Annotated in this window: 13 protein-coding genes; 9 read left to right on the top strand and 4 right to left on the bottom strand. The window is 68.1% G+C overall.

Annotated features, from left to right (window positions below; all coding sequences use genetic code 11):
* Positions 1-149 precede the first annotated feature (149 nt).
* From AB0B86_RS00110 to AB0B86_RS00100, 3 genes are read right to left on the bottom strand one after another with little or no spacing between them, the layout of a single operon-like run.
* On the bottom strand, positions 150-3,209 hold the full coding sequence (locus AB0B86_RS00110; protein WP_357414631.1) for a type I restriction endonuclease: 3,060 nt from the start codon (positions 3,207-3,209) through the stop codon (positions 150-152).
* Positions 3,206-4,435 (bottom strand): restriction endonuclease subunit S, encoded by a 1,230-nt coding sequence (locus AB0B86_RS00105; protein ID WP_357414629.1) that lies wholly within the window; start codon positions 4,433-4,435, stop codon positions 3,206-3,208. Before AB0B86_RS00105 ends, AB0B86_RS00110 begins: the two co-directional genes overlap by 4 nt.
* Complete coding sequence (locus AB0B86_RS00100; protein WP_357414627.1) at positions 4,432-6,393, bottom strand: class I SAM-dependent DNA methyltransferase; 1,962 nt, start codon at positions 6,391-6,393, stop codon at positions 4,432-4,434. The genes AB0B86_RS00105 and AB0B86_RS00100 overlap by 4 nt, the downstream gene beginning before the upstream one ends.
* Before the next feature lie 140 nt (positions 6,394-6,533).
* On the opposite strand from AB0B86_RS00100, the gene AB0B86_RS00095 reads away from it, so the two are divergent.
* Positions 6,534-6,845, top strand: a complete 312-nt coding sequence (locus tag AB0B86_RS00095) for a hypothetical protein (protein ID WP_357414625.1) — start codon at positions 6,534-6,536, stop codon at positions 6,843-6,845.
* Complete coding sequence (locus tag AB0B86_RS00090; RefSeq protein ID WP_357414623.1) at positions 6,842-7,243, top strand: hypothetical protein; 402 nt, start codon at positions 6,842-6,844, stop codon at positions 7,241-7,243. Before AB0B86_RS00095 ends, AB0B86_RS00090 begins: the two co-directional genes overlap by 4 nt.
* Positions 7,244-7,245: 2 nt before the next feature.
* Here the strand turns inward: AB0B86_RS00090 and AB0B86_RS00085 are convergent, their stop codons facing one another.
* Positions 7,246-9,150, bottom strand: a complete 1,905-nt coding sequence (locus AB0B86_RS00085; protein WP_357414621.1) for an N-6 DNA methylase — start codon at positions 9,148-9,150, stop codon at positions 7,246-7,248.
* Positions 9,151-9,252: 102 nt separating this feature from the next.
* Here AB0B86_RS00085 and AB0B86_RS00080 point away from each other — a divergent pair, with 102 nt between their 5' ends.
* From AB0B86_RS00080 to AB0B86_RS00050, 7 genes are all read left to right on the top strand, one after another.
* The gene (locus tag AB0B86_RS00080; RefSeq protein WP_357414618.1) at positions 9,253-9,810 is read left to right on the top strand and encodes a DUF4352 domain-containing protein; all 558 of its coding nucleotides are present in this window, start codon (positions 9,253-9,255) and stop codon (positions 9,808-9,810) included.
* A gap of 94 nt (positions 9,811-9,904) precedes the next feature.
* Entirely contained in the window at positions 9,905-11,665 is a 1,761-nt protein-coding gene (locus AB0B86_RS00075; RefSeq protein WP_357414616.1) for a DUF6119 family protein, read from the top strand.
* A 51-nt stretch (positions 11,666-11,716) separates the two neighbouring features.
* Positions 11,717-12,334: a hypothetical protein gene (locus AB0B86_RS00070; RefSeq protein WP_357413099.1), complete on the top strand. Its 618-nt coding sequence runs from the start codon at positions 11,717-11,719 to the stop codon at positions 12,332-12,334.
* A gap of 44 nt (positions 12,335-12,378) precedes the next feature.
* Complete coding sequence (locus tag AB0B86_RS00065; protein ID WP_357414614.1) at positions 12,379-13,206, top strand: RNase H family protein; 828 nt, start codon at positions 12,379-12,381, stop codon at positions 13,204-13,206.
* 193 nt (positions 13,207-13,399) lie between these two features.
* Positions 13,400-13,714: a hypothetical protein gene (locus tag AB0B86_RS00060; protein WP_357414612.1), complete on the top strand. Its 315-nt coding sequence runs from the start codon at positions 13,400-13,402 to the stop codon at positions 13,712-13,714.
* Between the two features lie 111 nt (positions 13,715-13,825).
* The gene (locus AB0B86_RS00055; protein ID WP_357414610.1) at positions 13,826-14,302 is read left to right on the top strand and encodes a hypothetical protein; all 477 of its coding nucleotides are present in this window, start codon (positions 13,826-13,828) and stop codon (positions 14,300-14,302) included.
* Between the two features lie 21 nt (positions 14,303-14,323).
* Positions 14,324-16,117, top strand: a complete 1,794-nt coding sequence (locus AB0B86_RS00050; protein ID WP_357415038.1) for a glycoside hydrolase family 15 protein — start codon at positions 14,324-14,326, stop codon at positions 16,115-16,117.
* The last annotated feature ends 13 nt before the right edge of the window (positions 16,118-16,130 follow it).

Genomic DNA, 16,130 nt, shown 5'->3' with positions numbered 1-16,130 from the left:
CGAGCTCGGCCTCTGACTCCCACCTTGGTCAACGCGACAGCGGTGGCCTTCTCGTCACTCGCGATCCAGAGGTGGACGTGATTTTCTGACGGCGGCAAGAGGACGTTGCCTTTCTTGAGGGATTCGGGCAGGCCGGCGGGTTTGAGCGGTCAGGCGATGCCCTTGCGACTACGAATCATCTGGTACGCCTGTCGGCGTGCGAACTGGTTGAGCTGCGAGCGCAGGCTCTCGTCGTCGAGGTAACGCTGCATCAGCTTGCCGTTGTCGTCGTGCCGGGACAGGATCACGTCCTCGATGCGCTTGTCGCACACCACGCCGAAGTTGCTCTCGTCGTTGACCATCGCGGCGGCTTCGAGGGTGCCGTCCTCCGCCAGGGCGACGATCTGCTGTTCGACCCAGACCTTGTCCGACTCGCCGAGCCCGATACCGAACCGATCGTTGAACGCGTCGATCAGCTCGGACAACACGACCTTCTCCAGGTCACGCTGCCCGCCCACTGCCCCGCCGAGGAAGCCCGGCAGCATCTGCTCGCCCTCGGGCGACAGCGACGCGTCGTGCTCGCCGGTCTTGCTGACCCGCAGGTGGGTGAGCTGCACCTCACCGATGTCGACGGACGGATCCTGCCGGCGCGGCAGCCGGTTGAGCAGCGCGCGCCCGTACAGGTAGAGCCCTTCCAGGTCCTCATCGTGGTACGGCACGACCTGGCTGAGGAACGCGTACATCCGGGTGTAGTCGCGCAGCGCGGACCGGAAGCCGTCCGCGGCCTCCGCATCGTCGGCGGCCAGGGCGTTGAAGCGTTGGAGGGCCGGCTCGGTGAAGCGGTAGAGGGCGGCGTGCGCCCGCTGAAGTGCGGTGTCGCTCGTCGCTTTCTGCTCCGCGGCGAGCAACGCCTCGGCGTACGCCTGCATCTCCGAGGTGACCAGCACCGGGTAACCCGTCACCGCGTTCTGGGCGGTGTAGAGCAGGTTCGGATCGGTGGGGGTGGTGGCGGCGGTCTCGAAGTACGGCTTGAAGTGCTCGGCGATGTCGCCGGCCTCGTTGACGAAGTCGAGGACGAAGACGTCACCCTGGGCCTTGAGCGGGTGGGTGCGGTTGAGCCGGGACAGGGTCTGCACGGCGGCCACGCCCTTGAGCAGCTTGTCGACGTACATGGTGGTGAGCAGCGGCTGGTCGAAGCCGGTCTGGTACTTCTCGGCGACCACCAGGATCCGGTATTCGGTGGACTGCTTGGCCTTCGGCGTGCCGGCGTACTTGTCGTCGGCGGCGGTGTAGGCGAACCGCTCGGGCAGCTCGCCTTCGCTGAAGCCGTTGCTCCGCGCCTCGGTGTGCTCGACGCCGTCGACCTCCAGATCGCCGGAGAACGCCACCAGGGAGTCGCACCCGACGTAGTTCTGCATCTCGACGTACTTCTTGATGGCGGTGTGCAGGCGGACGGCGGCCTCGCGGGAGCTGGTGACCACCATGGCCTTGGCGCGGTTGCCCAGGCGCGTCGCGGTGTGCTTCCGGAAGTGCTCGACGATGATCTCGGCCTTCTGCGCCTGCATGGTGGGGTGCAGGCTGGCGAAGCGGGCGAGCTGAGCGCCGGCTTTCTTCGGGTCGACCTCGGGGTCGTCGGGGTTGGCGTTGGCCAGCTTCCAGTACGACTTGTAGGTCACGAAGTTGCGCAGCACGTCGAGGATGAAGCCCTCGTCGATGGCCTGCCGCATCGAGTACGTGTGGAACGGCTGCGGGTTGCCGGTGACCGGGTGCGGCGTGCCGAACAGTTCGAGGGTCTTGGGCTTCGGCGTGGCGGTGAATGCGAAGTACGACAGCGTCTCGTGCCGGCCGCGGGCCAGCGCCGACGCGGTGAGCAGGTCCCCCGACTCGTCCACGTCGTCGCTACCGAGCTTGAGCAGCACCTTCTTCAGCGCGGCGGCCGAGTCACCGGACTGCGACGAGTGCGCCTCGTCGACGATGACCGCGAACCGCTTGCCCTTGAGCCCCTGCACCTGGTTGAGGATGTAGGGGAACTTCTGCATGGTGGTGATGACGACCTTGGCCGTCTCGCCCTGGAGGGCGGCGGCGAGCTGCGCGGAGTCCTTGTCTATCCGCTGCACCACGCCAGGCACGTGCTCGAACTGAAAGACGGTGTCCTGGAGCTGCCGGTCGAGGACGACCCGGTCGGTGATGATGATGACCTTGTCGAAGACCGGCTCGTTGGGGCGCAGCCCTTTGGCTCGGGCATCCTCGTCGAGGGTCGGCGCGGTGTGCAGGCTGGACAGCCGGTGCGCCAGCCAGGCGATGGTGTTCGACTTGCCCGACCCGGCCGAGTGCATGACCAGGTAGTTCTGCCCGGAGCCGTTGCGGGCAGCGTGGTCGGCCAGGTTGGTCACGGCGTGCCACTGGTGGTAGCGCGGGAAGATCAGCGCCTTGGATTCCTTGTCGGTGTGCAGGAACCGCCTGACCAGGTCCATCCAGGTGTCCGGGTGCCAGATCTGCTCCCACAGGTAGGAGCTGCGGTAGCCGCTCTCGCCGGCGGGCGGGTTGCCGGCTCCACCGGAGACGCCCGGCCCATCGGAGCCGGTGTTGAAGGGCAGGAACCGGGTCTTGTCGCCCACAAGCTTCGTCGTGACGAAAACCAGGTCGGGGTCAACGGCGAAGTGCACGAGGGTACGCCGGGCGAAGAGCAGTTCCTTCGGGTCGCGGGTCTCGCGGTACTGCTTCTTGGCGTCCTCGACGGTCTGACCGGTGAGCGGGTTCTTCAGCTCGGCCGTGGCGAGCGGGATGCCGTTGACGAAGAGGACCAGGTCGAGAGTGTTGTTGTTGCTCGTCGAGTAGGCGAGCTGGCGGGTGACGGTGAGGCGGTTGGCGCGGTAGAGCTTGAGGGCATCGTCGGTGATGGCGTGGGCGGGCTTGAAGTAGGCGAGCCGGATCAGGACGCCCTTGTCCTTGACGCCACGACGGAGGACGTCGAGCGGGCCACGCTCATCGATCTGCCTGGCGAGGTGCTGGGCAAACTGTCGCTGCGCCACGTCCGGGTTGTTTCCGTGGTACGCCAGCAGCTTCCCCCACTGGTCCGGCTGGGTCGCTCCCATGAACGCAAACATCTCGGCGGTGTCGAGACCAAACTGCCGATCGTAGTTGCTGGTCGTCCCGCTTAGCCACCGCGAGTCAAGCAGTGCGCCCTCGATCGCCGCCTCAAATGATTGCTCCTGCTGCACTAGGGTCATTCGTCGACTCCCCGAGCCGTCGTCACATCAAAGTGTCCCGTTACAGCTGCTGCAACTAGCGCGTTCTTGCGCTCTTCAAAATACATCATCTGGCGCTCAATCCTGGACTTCAGGTCACCGTGTCGCAGTAGGATCGCATCGAGCTTCTCCGCAGTCGACACCTGCTCCGCACTCGGGATGGCCGGAATGGAAATCCGGCGCAAATCCCAGATATTCAAGGTCCGAAATGTTGTACCTACAGCACGAATATCAAACTGATCGAGCACCACTCGCGTTTGAAGAACGTGGTACAGCCAGCGCCCGCTAACGCCTCGCCCTGGCGCGATACGCGCCGTTCCTTGCGTCAGATTAGCCTCGATGAGTTCGGGTGGCACGACAGCCAAAGCGCCAATGGAAGCTCTCATCGCCATAACGATATCGCCGGGGACAACGCTTGCCCGACGGTATTGAAAATGAATTTCGGGAGCGGTCTTGCTCAGCGTACCAATATTCAGGTTCGGCAAGTCCCCGCTCTTGATGTACGGCACTCCGCCGGAAACCTCTGGGCCAGCCTGAACGATACCGTAGACGATGGGTCGGCGTGAATCCGTGAGGCGCATCAGAGGCGTGCGACGCGCACGCGCGTGACTAGCCAACATTCCATCGCGCAAGGCCTCCGCCTGCTCTTTCAGCAGAAGCAACTCTCGGCGTAGAGCGGCAACAAGGCAGTCGTGTCGGGCAGTCTGGACGTCCAGGAAGTCAGCGATTCGTCGCTGCTCATCTAGCGACGGCACCAACAGGCGCTCATTCAGCAGATCTCCCGACGAAAGATGCTTTACCGTCGTCGAGAACGTCAGATCATTGATTACCTTAAGGATGGACGGAAGCGCGTACGCAATGAAGCGCATGTCTACGGCTTCCCGTGGACGCAAAAGACATAACCGCTGATTAAGGGCGGCCGGACCGCGTCGCCACACAACAACGTTGAAGTCCCCATCCATGCCAACGACGACGTCACCGTCGCGCATCATCGCCTGTCGCGGCACGCGGCCGGACACGTAGGTCTCGAAATCTGATGTCATCAAGTCGCGGATGCGCACAAGCGGAAGGCTGCCGTCTGGACCGAAATCCTCTGACGGAAATGGATAACCATTAACTAGCCGCACTACATCACGCAGGCGTCGGCGCTTCCAGCCGGAGGGAGCTGTCGCTGTGGTGGCCGAAAGAACTTCTGCGGCTAGGCTCAAGAAGCCACCTCGCCAAGTAGAACCTGGATCTCCATCTCAAGCGCCTTAATGTCGGCGTTGATCTCAGCCAGCGACCTGGGTGGCGTGTAGACGTAGAAGTGGCGGATGAAGGGAATCTCGTATCCGGTCTTCGTCTTAGTCTCGTCGATCCAGGCGTCGGGCACGTGTGGGAGCACCTCACGTTTGAGGTAGTCGTGGATGTCCTCATCCAGCGGTACGTTCTCGTTGTCGCGCAGGTCGACGTCCGGCAGCGGCGTGCCCTTGCGGTCGGTCTGCACCTCGCCCTCCGGATCGCTGATCGAGAACGTTTCCCACACCGCCTTCTCCACCGCCGCCGGCAACTTCCCGAGCCCGACCAGCTTCATCGCGAACTCAGGCCGCGTCACCGACCGACTACCCATCAGCGACTTCGCCGCCGCCAGCAGCGACTCCCGCTCGGCGTACTTGAGCACAGCCCGAGCCTCAGCGAGCAGCGCGACCGTCTCCTCGGTGACTTCGAACCGCAGCCGCAGCGGGCGCTCAACGGTGATCCGCTGGTAGCCGAAGTCGGTGGCCTTGAGGACCTTCACCTTGGCGTGCTGCGGGTGCTCCGGGTCGTCCGCGATGGACAGCGCGTCCACGTACGCCCGGGTCAACTCGGCGATGTGCTCGTCGGTGAGCATCTTGCGCTTGTCACCGAGGCTCTTGCGCATCTTCGTCCAGTAGTCGCGCCCGTCGAGCAGCACGACCTTGCGCCGGCGGGCCGGGTCCTTGCGGTTGGTGAGGATCCAGAAGTAGGTGGAGATGCCGGTGTTGTAGAAGAGTTGGTCGGGCAGCGCGACGATGCCTTCGAGGAGGTCGTTCTCCAGGATCCACCGGCGGATCTCCGATTCGCCCGACCCGGCGGCGCCGGTGAACAGCGGCGAGCCGTTGAAGACGATCGCCAGGCGGCTGCCTCCGTCTTCGGGCCGCTTCATCTTCGACATCATGTGCTGGAGGAAGAGCAGCGAGCCGTCGTTGATCCGGGGCAGCCCAGCACCGAACCGACCAGCGTGGCCGCGGGCGTGCTCGGCCTTGATGAACGCCTCGACCTTCTTCCACTCCACGCCGAACGGCGGGTTGGCGAGCATGTAGTCGAAGCGTTCGGCCTCGTGGCCGTCCTGGCTGAACGAGTTGCCGTAGGCGATCTTCGTCGGATCGCCGCCCTTGAGCATCATGTCCGAGCGGCAGATCGCGTACGTCTCGCCGTTGAGCTCCTGCCCGTACACCTCGACGGTGGCGTGCGGGTTGTGCTCCTGGATGTGGTCCTGGGCCTCGCTGAGCATGCCGCCGGTGCCGCAGGCCGGGTCGTAGACCTTGCGGACGATGCCCGGGGTGATCAGGTCGTCCTCGTCGGGGGCGAGCAGCAGGTTGACCATCAGCTTGATGACCTCGCGCGGGGTGAAGTGCTCACCGGCGGTCTCGTTGCTGATTTCCGAGAAGCGGCGGATCAGTTCCTCGAAGACGTAGCCCATCTGGTGGTTGGTGACCACATCCGGATGCAGGTCGATGTCGGCGAACTTGGCGACGACCTGGTAGAGCAGTCCGGCCTCGGCGAGGCGGCTGATCTGGGTGTCGAAGCCGTACTTGTCCAGCACGTCGACCGCGCCGGGCGAGAAGCCGCCGATGTAGGCACGCAGGTTGAGGGCGACGTGGTCCTGGTCGCCGAGCAGCTTGCGGAAGGACATCTCGCTGGTGTTGTAGAACGACAGCCCGGCGGTCTTGCGCAGCACCGGGTCCATGTTCTGCACGCCCATGTCCTTGAGCTGCGCGTGCCGGGCGAGCACCGCGTCCTTCGTCGGCTCCAGCACGCAGTCGAGCCGGCGCAGCACGGTCAGCGGCAGGACCACCCTCCCGTACTCGGACTGCTTGTAATCACCACGGAGCAGATCCGCAACCGACCAGATGAAGTTTGCGAGCTCTTGGTGCTTGTTACTCACCAGTTTCCTTTCGATTGCCTTAAGCAAGGAGTATTGCCGCTGGTCGGCGTCGTCGGGGTCCCCCACTCGGCGGAGATGATCAACCGAGTGTCAGCGGGGCGTCGCTGACGGAGGATTCATACTTAGCTAGGCTCGCGAGTATGAGTCGGCGTGTGACGATCTCCGTCCCTGATGACGTGGCCGAGCAACTGGATGCCCTCCCGGCCCGCCAGGTTTCCGCGTATGTCACTGAGGCGCTGCGCCGCCGTCGGATATCCGACGACATGCGGGCCGCTCTGCGGACGGCCGGGCACGGCGAGTTCCCGTACGACCCGGAGGGCGCGGCGCGACGGCTGGCCGCCCCCCAGGTGACACCGGAGATACGCGAGGCGGCGATCGCCCGGGTGGCGGAGCTGTTGGAGCGTCCGGTCGACGAGGTCCGTGCCGACTTCGACCGGCCGAGTGCGGCGTGAGCGCACCGGTCTACGTGCTCGACACCGGTGCCCTGATGGCGTACGCCCAGGGCGTCGAGGCCGTCGGTGAAGCCATGGTGGCGGCGGCCGACGCCGATGCGACTGTCGCCGTGCCGCTGGTCTGCCTGCTCGAGGCGTACAGCCTGCTCGACCACACCGAGCACGAGTACCTGGCAATGCTGCGTCGCAACCCGGCCGTCCAGGTCGTCACGCCGGCCCTGCACGTCGACCGGGCCGACGACTGCCCGGTGATCGGGGGCATGGCCCGGCAGACCGGCCGCCTCGGTGCTGGCCACGCGGCGTTCCTCGCGATCAGCAGTGCTGCCGGCCTCATCACTTCTCGGGCTGATCAGGTGCGCAAGGTGCTCGGCGACGACTGGCCCATCGTCGAGGTCTGAGATCACTGCGGGTCGTCCGGTCGGATCGAGCCGCGCGCCAGGCCGTCCGCGGTGAGTTGTGCCAGCTCAGCACCCAGCGACGCGGCCTGCCGGATCGCCGACTCGAACGCGTCGAGACGCCGGAACGCCTTTCCGTGCACGCGTTGCTCGTCGACCGACAGCCGCCGCATCTGTGCCCGTCGGATGTCGAACCGCATGGTGCTCGACAGACTCGACGTCTGCTTCTCGTTCGTCGATGTTCGCAGCTGCCCCGCCAGGAACCACGGATCCAGCGCGGACGGGTTGGGTCGCAACAGGTAGAGGTTGCGCCCCAACAACGCCCCCTCTTCGGTGATCACCCGCGGGATGAGCTGCCGCGCGATCACCGGCACCACCACGTCCCCCACAACGAGGGGGATCTCCTGCCCGAACCGGTCGTCGACCCGCCCGGACGCCTCCACCCCGGCGAGCACGTCCTGCACGGTGAGCACCGGTGGCCCGTCGGGTGCGGGTGCGGAGGTGCCGGCGCGGACCGGCCCGATCAGTTGCAGCGCCCCGGTCTTCGCCAACTCTCCCACGGTGAGGAAGAGGTTGTCCGGCCCGTCGGACGCGGGCGTGACCTGGGGCAGCAGCGCCGGCAGCTCGCCGACGATGGCGGCCAGTCGTTCTCTGGTGCGTACCAGATGCTCGCCTGATGCCTCGCCCACGACGGCGGGTTGCCGGCGCGCGGGGGTGAGGTCGACCTCCTCGTCGAGCAGTTCGATGACCGGGACCGCCCGGGCGAACCCGGCCTCCTCGACGTCGCCGTCGGGGGCGGTGGCGAAGGCCCGCCAGGCGGCCAGCACGCGCGGCGCGGTGTCGGCCAGATCGCCGCCGGCGGCGTCGATCAGCAGCGCCCGCGCCGGTGGCGGCGCGTCCGTTGCGGCGCGTCGCAGCACCCACAGATGCAGGGGTACGCCGTGCGGTGCCGCCACCCCCGGCGGAAGCGCGATGACGGCGCGCAGGTGGCCACGGCGCAGTAGTTCGCCGCGGATCCGTTTGCCGGCGCGGCGGCTGGCGACGGTGGGTGGCATCAGGAGGACGGCGTGCCCGCCGACCCGGAGGTGGGCGAGGGCGTGCTGTGCCCAGGCCAGCTCGGGTTCGGTGCGGGGTGTGGTGCCGACGATCCACCGGGGGTCGTGGCCGAGTTCCTCGTCGCCCCAGTTGGTGGCGCCGAATGGTGGGTGGCAGACGACGGCGTCGACGGCACGGCCGGCGAAGGCGTCGGCGCGCAGTGAGTCACCGGTGCTGACCTCCCCCGGTACGTCGTGCAGGGCCAGCCACAGTCCGGCGAGTGTGGCGAGGTCGTCGTCGAGTTCCTGGCCGTAGACGGAGGTGCTGCCCGCGCGCACGGCGGCGCGCAGGATGGCGCCGGAGCCGGCGGCCGGGTCGAGCACTGAGCCGCCGCCGACGGTGGCGAGCCCGATCATCAGGTCGGCGAGGTCGTCGGGGGTGGCGAAGGGGCGGCCGGGCCCCGGGGCGGAGAACCGTTGCCACAGCTCGTCGAACGCGCCCTGCGCGCCCAGCTCGTCGGCGAGGGCGTCGATGTCGGGCAGCAGTGGTGCGAGTTGTGCGTCGGGGTGGCCGCTGCGGGAGCCGCGCTGTCGGGCCAGCAGGAACGCGCCGACGGTGGCGAGGCCGCCGGCCGGGGAGTCGCTGGCTGCGGCGAGGTGTCGCCAGAGCCGGTCGGCGGTGGCGAGCTCGGGGAGCTTGCCCTGGGTGCGTAACCACTGCTCGACCTGGATCAGGTCGAACTCGGGGCTCGCCGTCGTCCCGCCCACCGGGGCGGGGAAGTCGGGGTGCCGTTTACGCCAGTTGCTGACCGCAGCGCGACCGACGCCGGCGAGCCGGGCGATCTCCGCTGCCGTGATGGTCGGGTTCTCCTGCACGCCGAAAGTCTCGCACATCTGTCAAGCACGAAATTGTCTGTTGACAGTGTTGTCGGACGATGCTCTTATTGACCCCGCCACGTTCACATCAGGAGGACAACGATGCGCAAGACCACCGCTCTCGCTCTGCTCGCCACCGGCCTCATCGCCCTGGGCTGCGGCTCCGGTGCCGCCGACAAGGCCAGCGACTCCAGCGGCGACAACAAGGCGAGCAACGCCAGCGGCGACGAAGCCGGCGCCAAGGCCGAGGACAAGCCGAAGACCGCCACGATCGGGCAGCCGGCCCGGGACGGGAAGTTCGAGTTCACTGTCAAGTCGTCCAAGTGCGGCGTCGCCAAGATCGGCAGCGACATGCTCGGCCAGAAGGCTCAGGGCCAGTTCTGCCTGGTCACGATCAACGTGAAGAACATCGGCAAGGAAGCGCAGATGTTCGACGGCAGCAGCCAGAAGGCGTACGCGGCCGACGGCACCGAGTACTCCGCCGACTCCGGTGCGGCGATCTACGCGAACAAGAACGCCGAGACGTTCCTCAACGACATCAACCCCGGCAACCAGGTGACCGGCGTCGTCGTCTTCGACATCCCGAAGAACGTCAAGCTCGCCAAGCTCGAGCTGCACGACTCGATGTTCTCCGGCGGCGTCGACGTCGCCCTGAGCTGACCGTTCGCGCCGAGGGCGGGACCCGCGAAGCCCGCCCTCGACGCACCCCTCCCCGCACCACCGCCACCCCGATTCTCAACGCGAGGAGATCGACGTGCGCCGTGCGAGCCAGCCGACCACGACCAGACCGACCAACCGCCGTGTCGTCCGCAAGGACGTCACCCGTCCGCCCTACGACGTACCCACCCTCTTCGACCTCGATCTGCCCGAGAGGCCGGAGGGCACGTATCTGACGTCGGTCTACCAGCTTGAGCGGGTGGCGCCGACTGTCGAGGGTCTGCACGACGCGGTGAACCACCGCTACGTGCGAAAGCACGACTTCCTGGTCGAGGAGCGCCGGGTGGCCGGTGCACCGGCGCTGCTGGTGCACGGGACGGTGCCGCGTTCGCGCGCCGACTGGTGCGATGTGCTGGCCTCGGTGACCGGGGAGACGATCGACCTGGGGTTCAGCAGCGGCGGTGCCGCTCTGCTCGTCGCGGTCGACGACCACGTTTACGCGCTCGCCTACGGCACCGTCGGCCGTCACATGGTCGATCTGGACCTGGCCAACTCCGGCTTCGGGATCGGCTTCGCCGTGCGGTCGCTCGCCCCGGACGAGATCAAGCAGGTACGCCGGCGGGTGTTCGGCACCACCGGCCGCGTCGACCGCAACATGGTCCCGGGCGGTCAGCACATCCGGATGTACGGCATCGACAAGTGGGGCGAGATCGTCGGCCAGGTCTGCGGGCGGACATTCAACCGGAACCTGACCGTCTGCCGGTCCACGGGTAAGGCCACCCCGGTCGAGGGCAGCGACACCTTGCGCATCCATCTCGGTGTCGAGCCCGCGAGCCTGCTCGCCGACCTGCGGGAGATCGACCGGGTCTGCAAGCAGGAAGCACCCTTCGCTGACCTGGAGTTCATCACCCAGATCCGACCGGTGCCTGCCCGGGATCCCCGGCTGTCGAAGGTGGAGGAGGAGCTGGACCGGCTGCTCCGGTTGCCGGATCCGGTGGAGGTCGGGCTGGCCGTACCGGGCCGGGTCTTCGGCGAGATCGAGCGGATCCAGTCGTACAAGCTTCGGGTGCCGAAGTCCGGCCTCGCTCCGGCGCGGCTGCCGGAGCTCACGCTGGCAGACGTGCTCGCGCAGACCGAGGGTGTGCCGGACGGCGAGCGGTGGGCGTCGCTCTGCAGTGGGCGCGTGATCGTCTACGCGGACACGGCCGGCGAGGAGGAGATCGGCTCGACTGCCGCGTCCCGCTGGATCACCGCGCAGCTCGCGCACGGTGAGAGTCAACTCCTGCTGCACGAGGGCGGCTGGTACGAGATCGGCGACCGGCATCGGGAGTTCCTCAGTGCCGAGATCGCACAGATCCTGACCGGCCCGGCCAGCTTCGCACTCCCGGCCTGGACCGCCGACCTGACGGACGAGGAGGCGTACAACATCCGCGCCGCGGAGGTCTGCGGACTGACTCTGCTGGACCGGAAGCTGCTGCGGACGAAGCAGCACCCTCACCGTATCGAGGCCTGCGACCTGCTTGGGCCCGGTGGCGAGCTGATCCACGTCAAGCGCGCCAAGGGCAGCTCGGCCTTGAGTCACCTCTTCGCGCAGGGCGCGGTGTCGGTCGACGCACTGCGGTACGAGGCTGACGCCCGCAACGCGCTCGTCGAGATGGTCGAGCGGCAACCGTCTGGACGGGTCATCGATCTGAACTTCCAGCCCCGCAAGGTCATCTACGCGATCGCCCTCGGCTCCGGCAAGCCGCTCACCGTCGACTCGCTCTTCACCTTCGCCCAAGTCGCGCTCTACCGGGCCATGAAATCCCTGCGCAACGAGGGCGTCGAGGTCGAGGTCATCGGTATCCCGTCCACCTGATCCGTTCACGACATCAGCTCCACAGCTTCCCGCTCAACTGAGGAGAACCCAATGACCGAACCTCACCACCAGCCGGACCCACCCGCCGAGACCCCGGCTCAGACGGAGACCGTGGGCGCAACGAGCCCGCAGCCCATCATCCGCCAACGATCCCGACTCCGGTGGGTCATCGCCGGCGCTGCCGTTCTGGTGCTGCTGCTCTGCTTCGGCGGCTGCGGCGCGCTGGTGGCCACCAGGAACGATGAGGAGTCGCCCGACCAGGGGAAGCCTGCCCCCACCGCCGCTTCCCAGTCGCGGACCGGCACGTCCGCCCCCACCAGCGCCGCCGCACCGACCACCGCGCCCGCGACGACGGCACCGCCCGCACCCGTCTACGACACGCCGACGAAGGGCGACTTCACGCTCAAGGTCAAGACGCTGCGGAAGCAGTGTTTCGGCAGCGCTGGCTGCAACATCACCTACCGGATCGACGTCACCTACGTCGGCGACGGCCTCGACCCGTCCAGCACCTATGAGGTGACGTACGAGGTCAAGGGCGCCGAGGACCCGATCATCAATACCTTCGAAGTGACCGGCGACTCCGCCTCCGTCCAACAGGAGGAGACGGCCAGCACGAAACGCTCCGGCGACAAGCTGACCGCCGTCGCGACCGACGTGTCGGAGCTGTGAGACCCCAATGAGCCTGTCCCCGTCACAAGACGTCAGGAGACGTCGTGCGTCCCGATGAGTTCCTCCGCGCCCTGACCCAGCTCCCCCCGACCCTGCACGACCGCGTCCTCATCCTTCGCCCCTACACCCGTACCACCGGTTGCGACGCCTGCCGGAGCATCGGTGATGCCGTCCACCTCGCCCTCACCGCCGCCCACTACGACGAGCTGAACTCCGCAGGCGAGCTGCTCGACACCGCCGAACGCCTCGCCGCCGAGCACACCGAGCACACCGGGCACACGCCGCCGCGCCCGGACCAGCAGCGCGGGCGCGGCCGGGTACTGCGCTGGGCGCAGGCGTCCGGTCCGCTGGTGGCGGCGACCGACGCCAGCTGGAAGGGCCGCGACGGTGGCATCGGGTACGTGGTCAGCGACGGTCACTACGGTCTGCTCGGGCGGGGCACCGGCCGACTCGACCCGACCGGTCGATCCCGGGTGCTCGTCGACGAACTCCGCGCTGTCGACTATCTCCTCGCCGGGTATGACGAGGTGTCGGCGGGTCTGACCGTGCTGCTGGACAGCCTGACGGCCGTGCGGTACCTGCACCGCTGGCAGGCCGGCGAGATTGACGCGATGCCGGGCGGCTACAGCCTGCGGCAGCGCCGCTGGTCCGACAAACCGACACTGGTCCGGCTCGCCGAGCAGGTGGCCGACCGTCCCGACCTGACGTTCGCGCACGTCAAGGGGCACAGCGGCCACGCCCTCAACGAGGCCGCCGACGGTCTGTCGCACATGGCCCGCCGCCGGCGGGAGGAGTCCTTCGACCTGCGTCCTCGGGCGCACGCACTTGTCGACGCGTTCCTGCGCGACTGGCACACGAACGTCACGCTCTGACCGCTCGTCAAGCTGTCCGGAGCGAAGGCCGCCGACGTTGAGCCACTGATTCGTTTACGACATCAGCTCCACAGCGCCCGACGACCACCACCGCCCGCCGCAGCCGGGCCGACAGCAGCCCTCACTTCCACCGCTCACCCGGGCGGGCCGACGGACCCGTCGGCCCGCGGACACCACACGCCTGGAGACGACAATGGCTCAGCCCTCGCCGCCCACCACACCCCTGATCGAGCTGATCTTCGACCGGCTGGCCGCCGCCGACGGTGTTCCGACCGAGACCACCGAGCTGCGCAAGCTCGCCGCCGGCACGCAGAGCCAGCTCTTCGCGATCCTCGGCCTCGACGCGCTCACCGACGCCCGAGGGGTTCCTGCGGCAGCGCGACACCGGTTGGCGGGCCGCGGCGGCCGACGTGCGCGAATGGGTGGCCGCCGCCGACAACGGCACCGCGCTGGGCGTGATGAGTCAGGGCGAGCTGGTCAGCGCGACAGGTCCGATCGCTTATGGTGAGGAATCGGACGCCCGGTGGGCGGGTGTGCGATCCGGGCCGTGGGATTCACGTTGTTCAGTCGGAGGGTGGATCGATGACCGAGAACGCCCGCGACGCCGACGACTGCTGAGATGGACTGGGCCGGATGGGCGTTGTTCGGATTGATCGCCACCGCGGCGCTCACCGCGGCGATGATCACCGCCCAACTGGTTGGTCTCACCCGGCTCGATCTTCCCCTGGTGCTCGGAACCTTCGTCAGCGAGGACCCCGATCGGGCCCGGGTCGTCGGGTTCTTCCTGCACCTCTGCGCCGGTCAGGGTTTCGCTCTCGGCTATGCGGCCACGTTCGCGCTGTTGGACCGCGCCACCTGGTGGATCGGGGCGCTGCTCGGGATTGTGCACGTCGGGATCGCGTTGACGGTGATTCTGCCGCTGCTTCCGGGGGTGCACCCGCGGATGGCGTCGCAACGGGCGGGGCCGGCCAGCACGTCGGTGTTGGAGCCGCCGGGGCTGTTCGCGGTCAACTACGGCGTGCAGACTCCGCTGGTCACGGCTGTCATCCACCTCGTCTACGGGACCGTTCTCGGGTTGCTCCTGCAGGCCCGGTGACCGGCCGCTCGGCGGGGACCGATCTCCATGACTGACGGGCCGCCGATCAGTGACTACGGGCTGCTGGGCGACACGCGTACCGCCGCTCTGGTGGCGAGTGACGGCGCTATGGACTGGCTCTGCGTCCCGCGCTTCGACGGTGATCCGCTGTTCGGGCGACTGGTCGGGGGCCCGGACGCCGGAACGTTCCGGGTCGGGCCGGCCGGGCCGGCCACTGTCGTCGATCGACGGTACCTGCCGCACACCGCCACCCTGGAGACCACCTGGGCGGCGGCCGGCGGCCGGCTCCGCCTGACCGAGGCGATGGTGGCCGAGGTCAGCGGTCGCCTGCTGCCCACGACGCTGATCGTGCGACGGTTGTCGGCCGAGCGGGCGGCTGTCGACGCGATGGTGGAGTTCGATCCACGTCTCGGCGCGCGGCACCGCCGGCCCCGAACGCAGCACCGGCGCCAGGGCCTGGTGTGTGAGTGGGGCTCGCTTGCGGTCGCGCTGGGCAGCACGCCCGCGTTGACCATCGAGCCGGGTCGGCCCACCTCGGTCACGGTCCGGCCGGGTCGCCCGGTCACGCTGGTGCTGGCCGTGGCCCACCGCGAACCGCTGATCCACGTCGAGCCGACCACCGCCTGGGACCTGCTCGTCGAGGACGAGGCCCGGTGGCGATCCTGGACGGCGGAGATCGACGAGCGGCTGCCGTTCCGGGAGCACGTCGTACGAAGCCTGCTCACCTTGCGGCTGTTGACGTACTCGCCCTGCAAAGCGCCGGTGGCCGCACCGACCACATCACTGCCCGAGGATCCCGGCGGGGGACGCAACTGGGACTACCGCTATGTCTGGCCCCGGGACGCCAGCATCGGCGTCAGCGCCTTCCTCAGCGTCGGCAAGACCGACGAGGCCCGTGGTTTCCTCGCGTGGCTGTTGCACGCCAGCCGGTTGCAGCGGCCACGCCTGCCGGCGCTGCTCACCCTGCACGGCAGGCAGGTGCCGGCGGAACGCGAACTGTCCGGCTGGCCCGGCTACCTCGACAGCGTCCCGGTGCGGGTGGGCAACGGTGCCGCAGGTCAGCACCAGCTCGACGGGTACGGCTGGGTGATCGACGCCGCCTGGGCGTTCGTTCAGGCCGGACACCGCCTCTACGCGGAGACGTGGCGGGCGGTGCGTGGCTTCGCCGACGTGGTCGCCGACCGGTGGCAGGAGCCCGACGCCGGTATCTGGGAGGTACGCGAGCCCGCCCAACACGTCCACTCCAAGCTCATGGGCTGGCTCGCCCTGGACCGCGCCCTGGCCATCGCCGACACGCACCACCTGCCGGAGCGTCAACGTCGACGCTGGCAGAACGCCCGTGCCGCCATCGCCGCCGAGGTCCGCACGCACGGCTTCGACCCGACGGTGGGCAGCTACGTCCGCACCTATGGCTCCCCGGATCTCGACGCGGCGCTGCTCGTGCTGCCGCTGCTGGGGATGGACCGCACCGATTCATTCCGGGTACGCGGCACCGTCGACGCCATCCGGGACCGGTTGTCCGCCGGTGGTCCCCTGCTCTACCGCTACCCGCCCGGACGGGACGGCCTGCCCGGCACCGAGGGTGCGTTCCTGCCCTGCTCGTTCTGGCTCGTGCAGGCCCTCGCCCGCACCGGGCGTCGTCGCGAGGCCGTCGAGCTGTTCCAGGCCATTGTCGATTACGCCAGCCCACTCGGCCTGTACGCCGAGGAACTGAACCCTGCGACCGGTGCCCACCTCGGCAACTACCCGCAGACGCTCACCCACGCGGCGCTCATCCAGGCCGTACTCGCCATCCGGGACGCCCCCACCGGCTGAGCCGCACGGGCGG

It is taken from the genome of Micromonospora sp. NPDC049047 (genome assembly GCF_040649135.1).
Lineage (GTDB): Bacteria > Actinomycetota > Actinomycetes > Mycobacteriales > Micromonosporaceae > Micromonospora.
The sequence above is the reverse complement of the archived record's forward strand: the minus strand, read 5'-3'. Positions and strand labels throughout refer to the sequence as shown.

Bases quoted from the DNA above. Each gene is read 5' to 3' on its own strand.
- AB0B86_RS00110 (WP_357414631.1), bottom strand. From the start codon at position 3,209: ATGACCCTAGTGCAGCAGGAGCAATCATTTGAGGCGGCGATCGAGGGC.
- AB0B86_RS00060 (WP_357414612.1), top strand. From the start codon at position 13,400: ATGGCTCAGCCCTCGCCGCCCACCACACCCCTGATCGAGCTGATCTTC.
- AB0B86_RS00095 (WP_357414625.1), top strand. From the start codon at position 6,534: ATGAGTCGGCGTGTGACGATCTCCGTCCCTGATGACGTGGCCGAGCAA.
- AB0B86_RS00055 (WP_357414610.1), top strand. From the start codon at position 13,826: ATGGACTGGGCCGGATGGGCGTTGTTCGGATTGATCGCCACCGCGGCG.
- AB0B86_RS00080 (WP_357414618.1), top strand. From the start codon at position 9,253: ATGCGCAAGACCACCGCTCTCGCTCTGCTCGCCACCGGCCTCATCGCC.
- AB0B86_RS00070 (WP_357413099.1), top strand. From the start codon at position 11,717: ATGACCGAACCTCACCACCAGCCGGACCCACCCGCCGAGACCCCGGCT.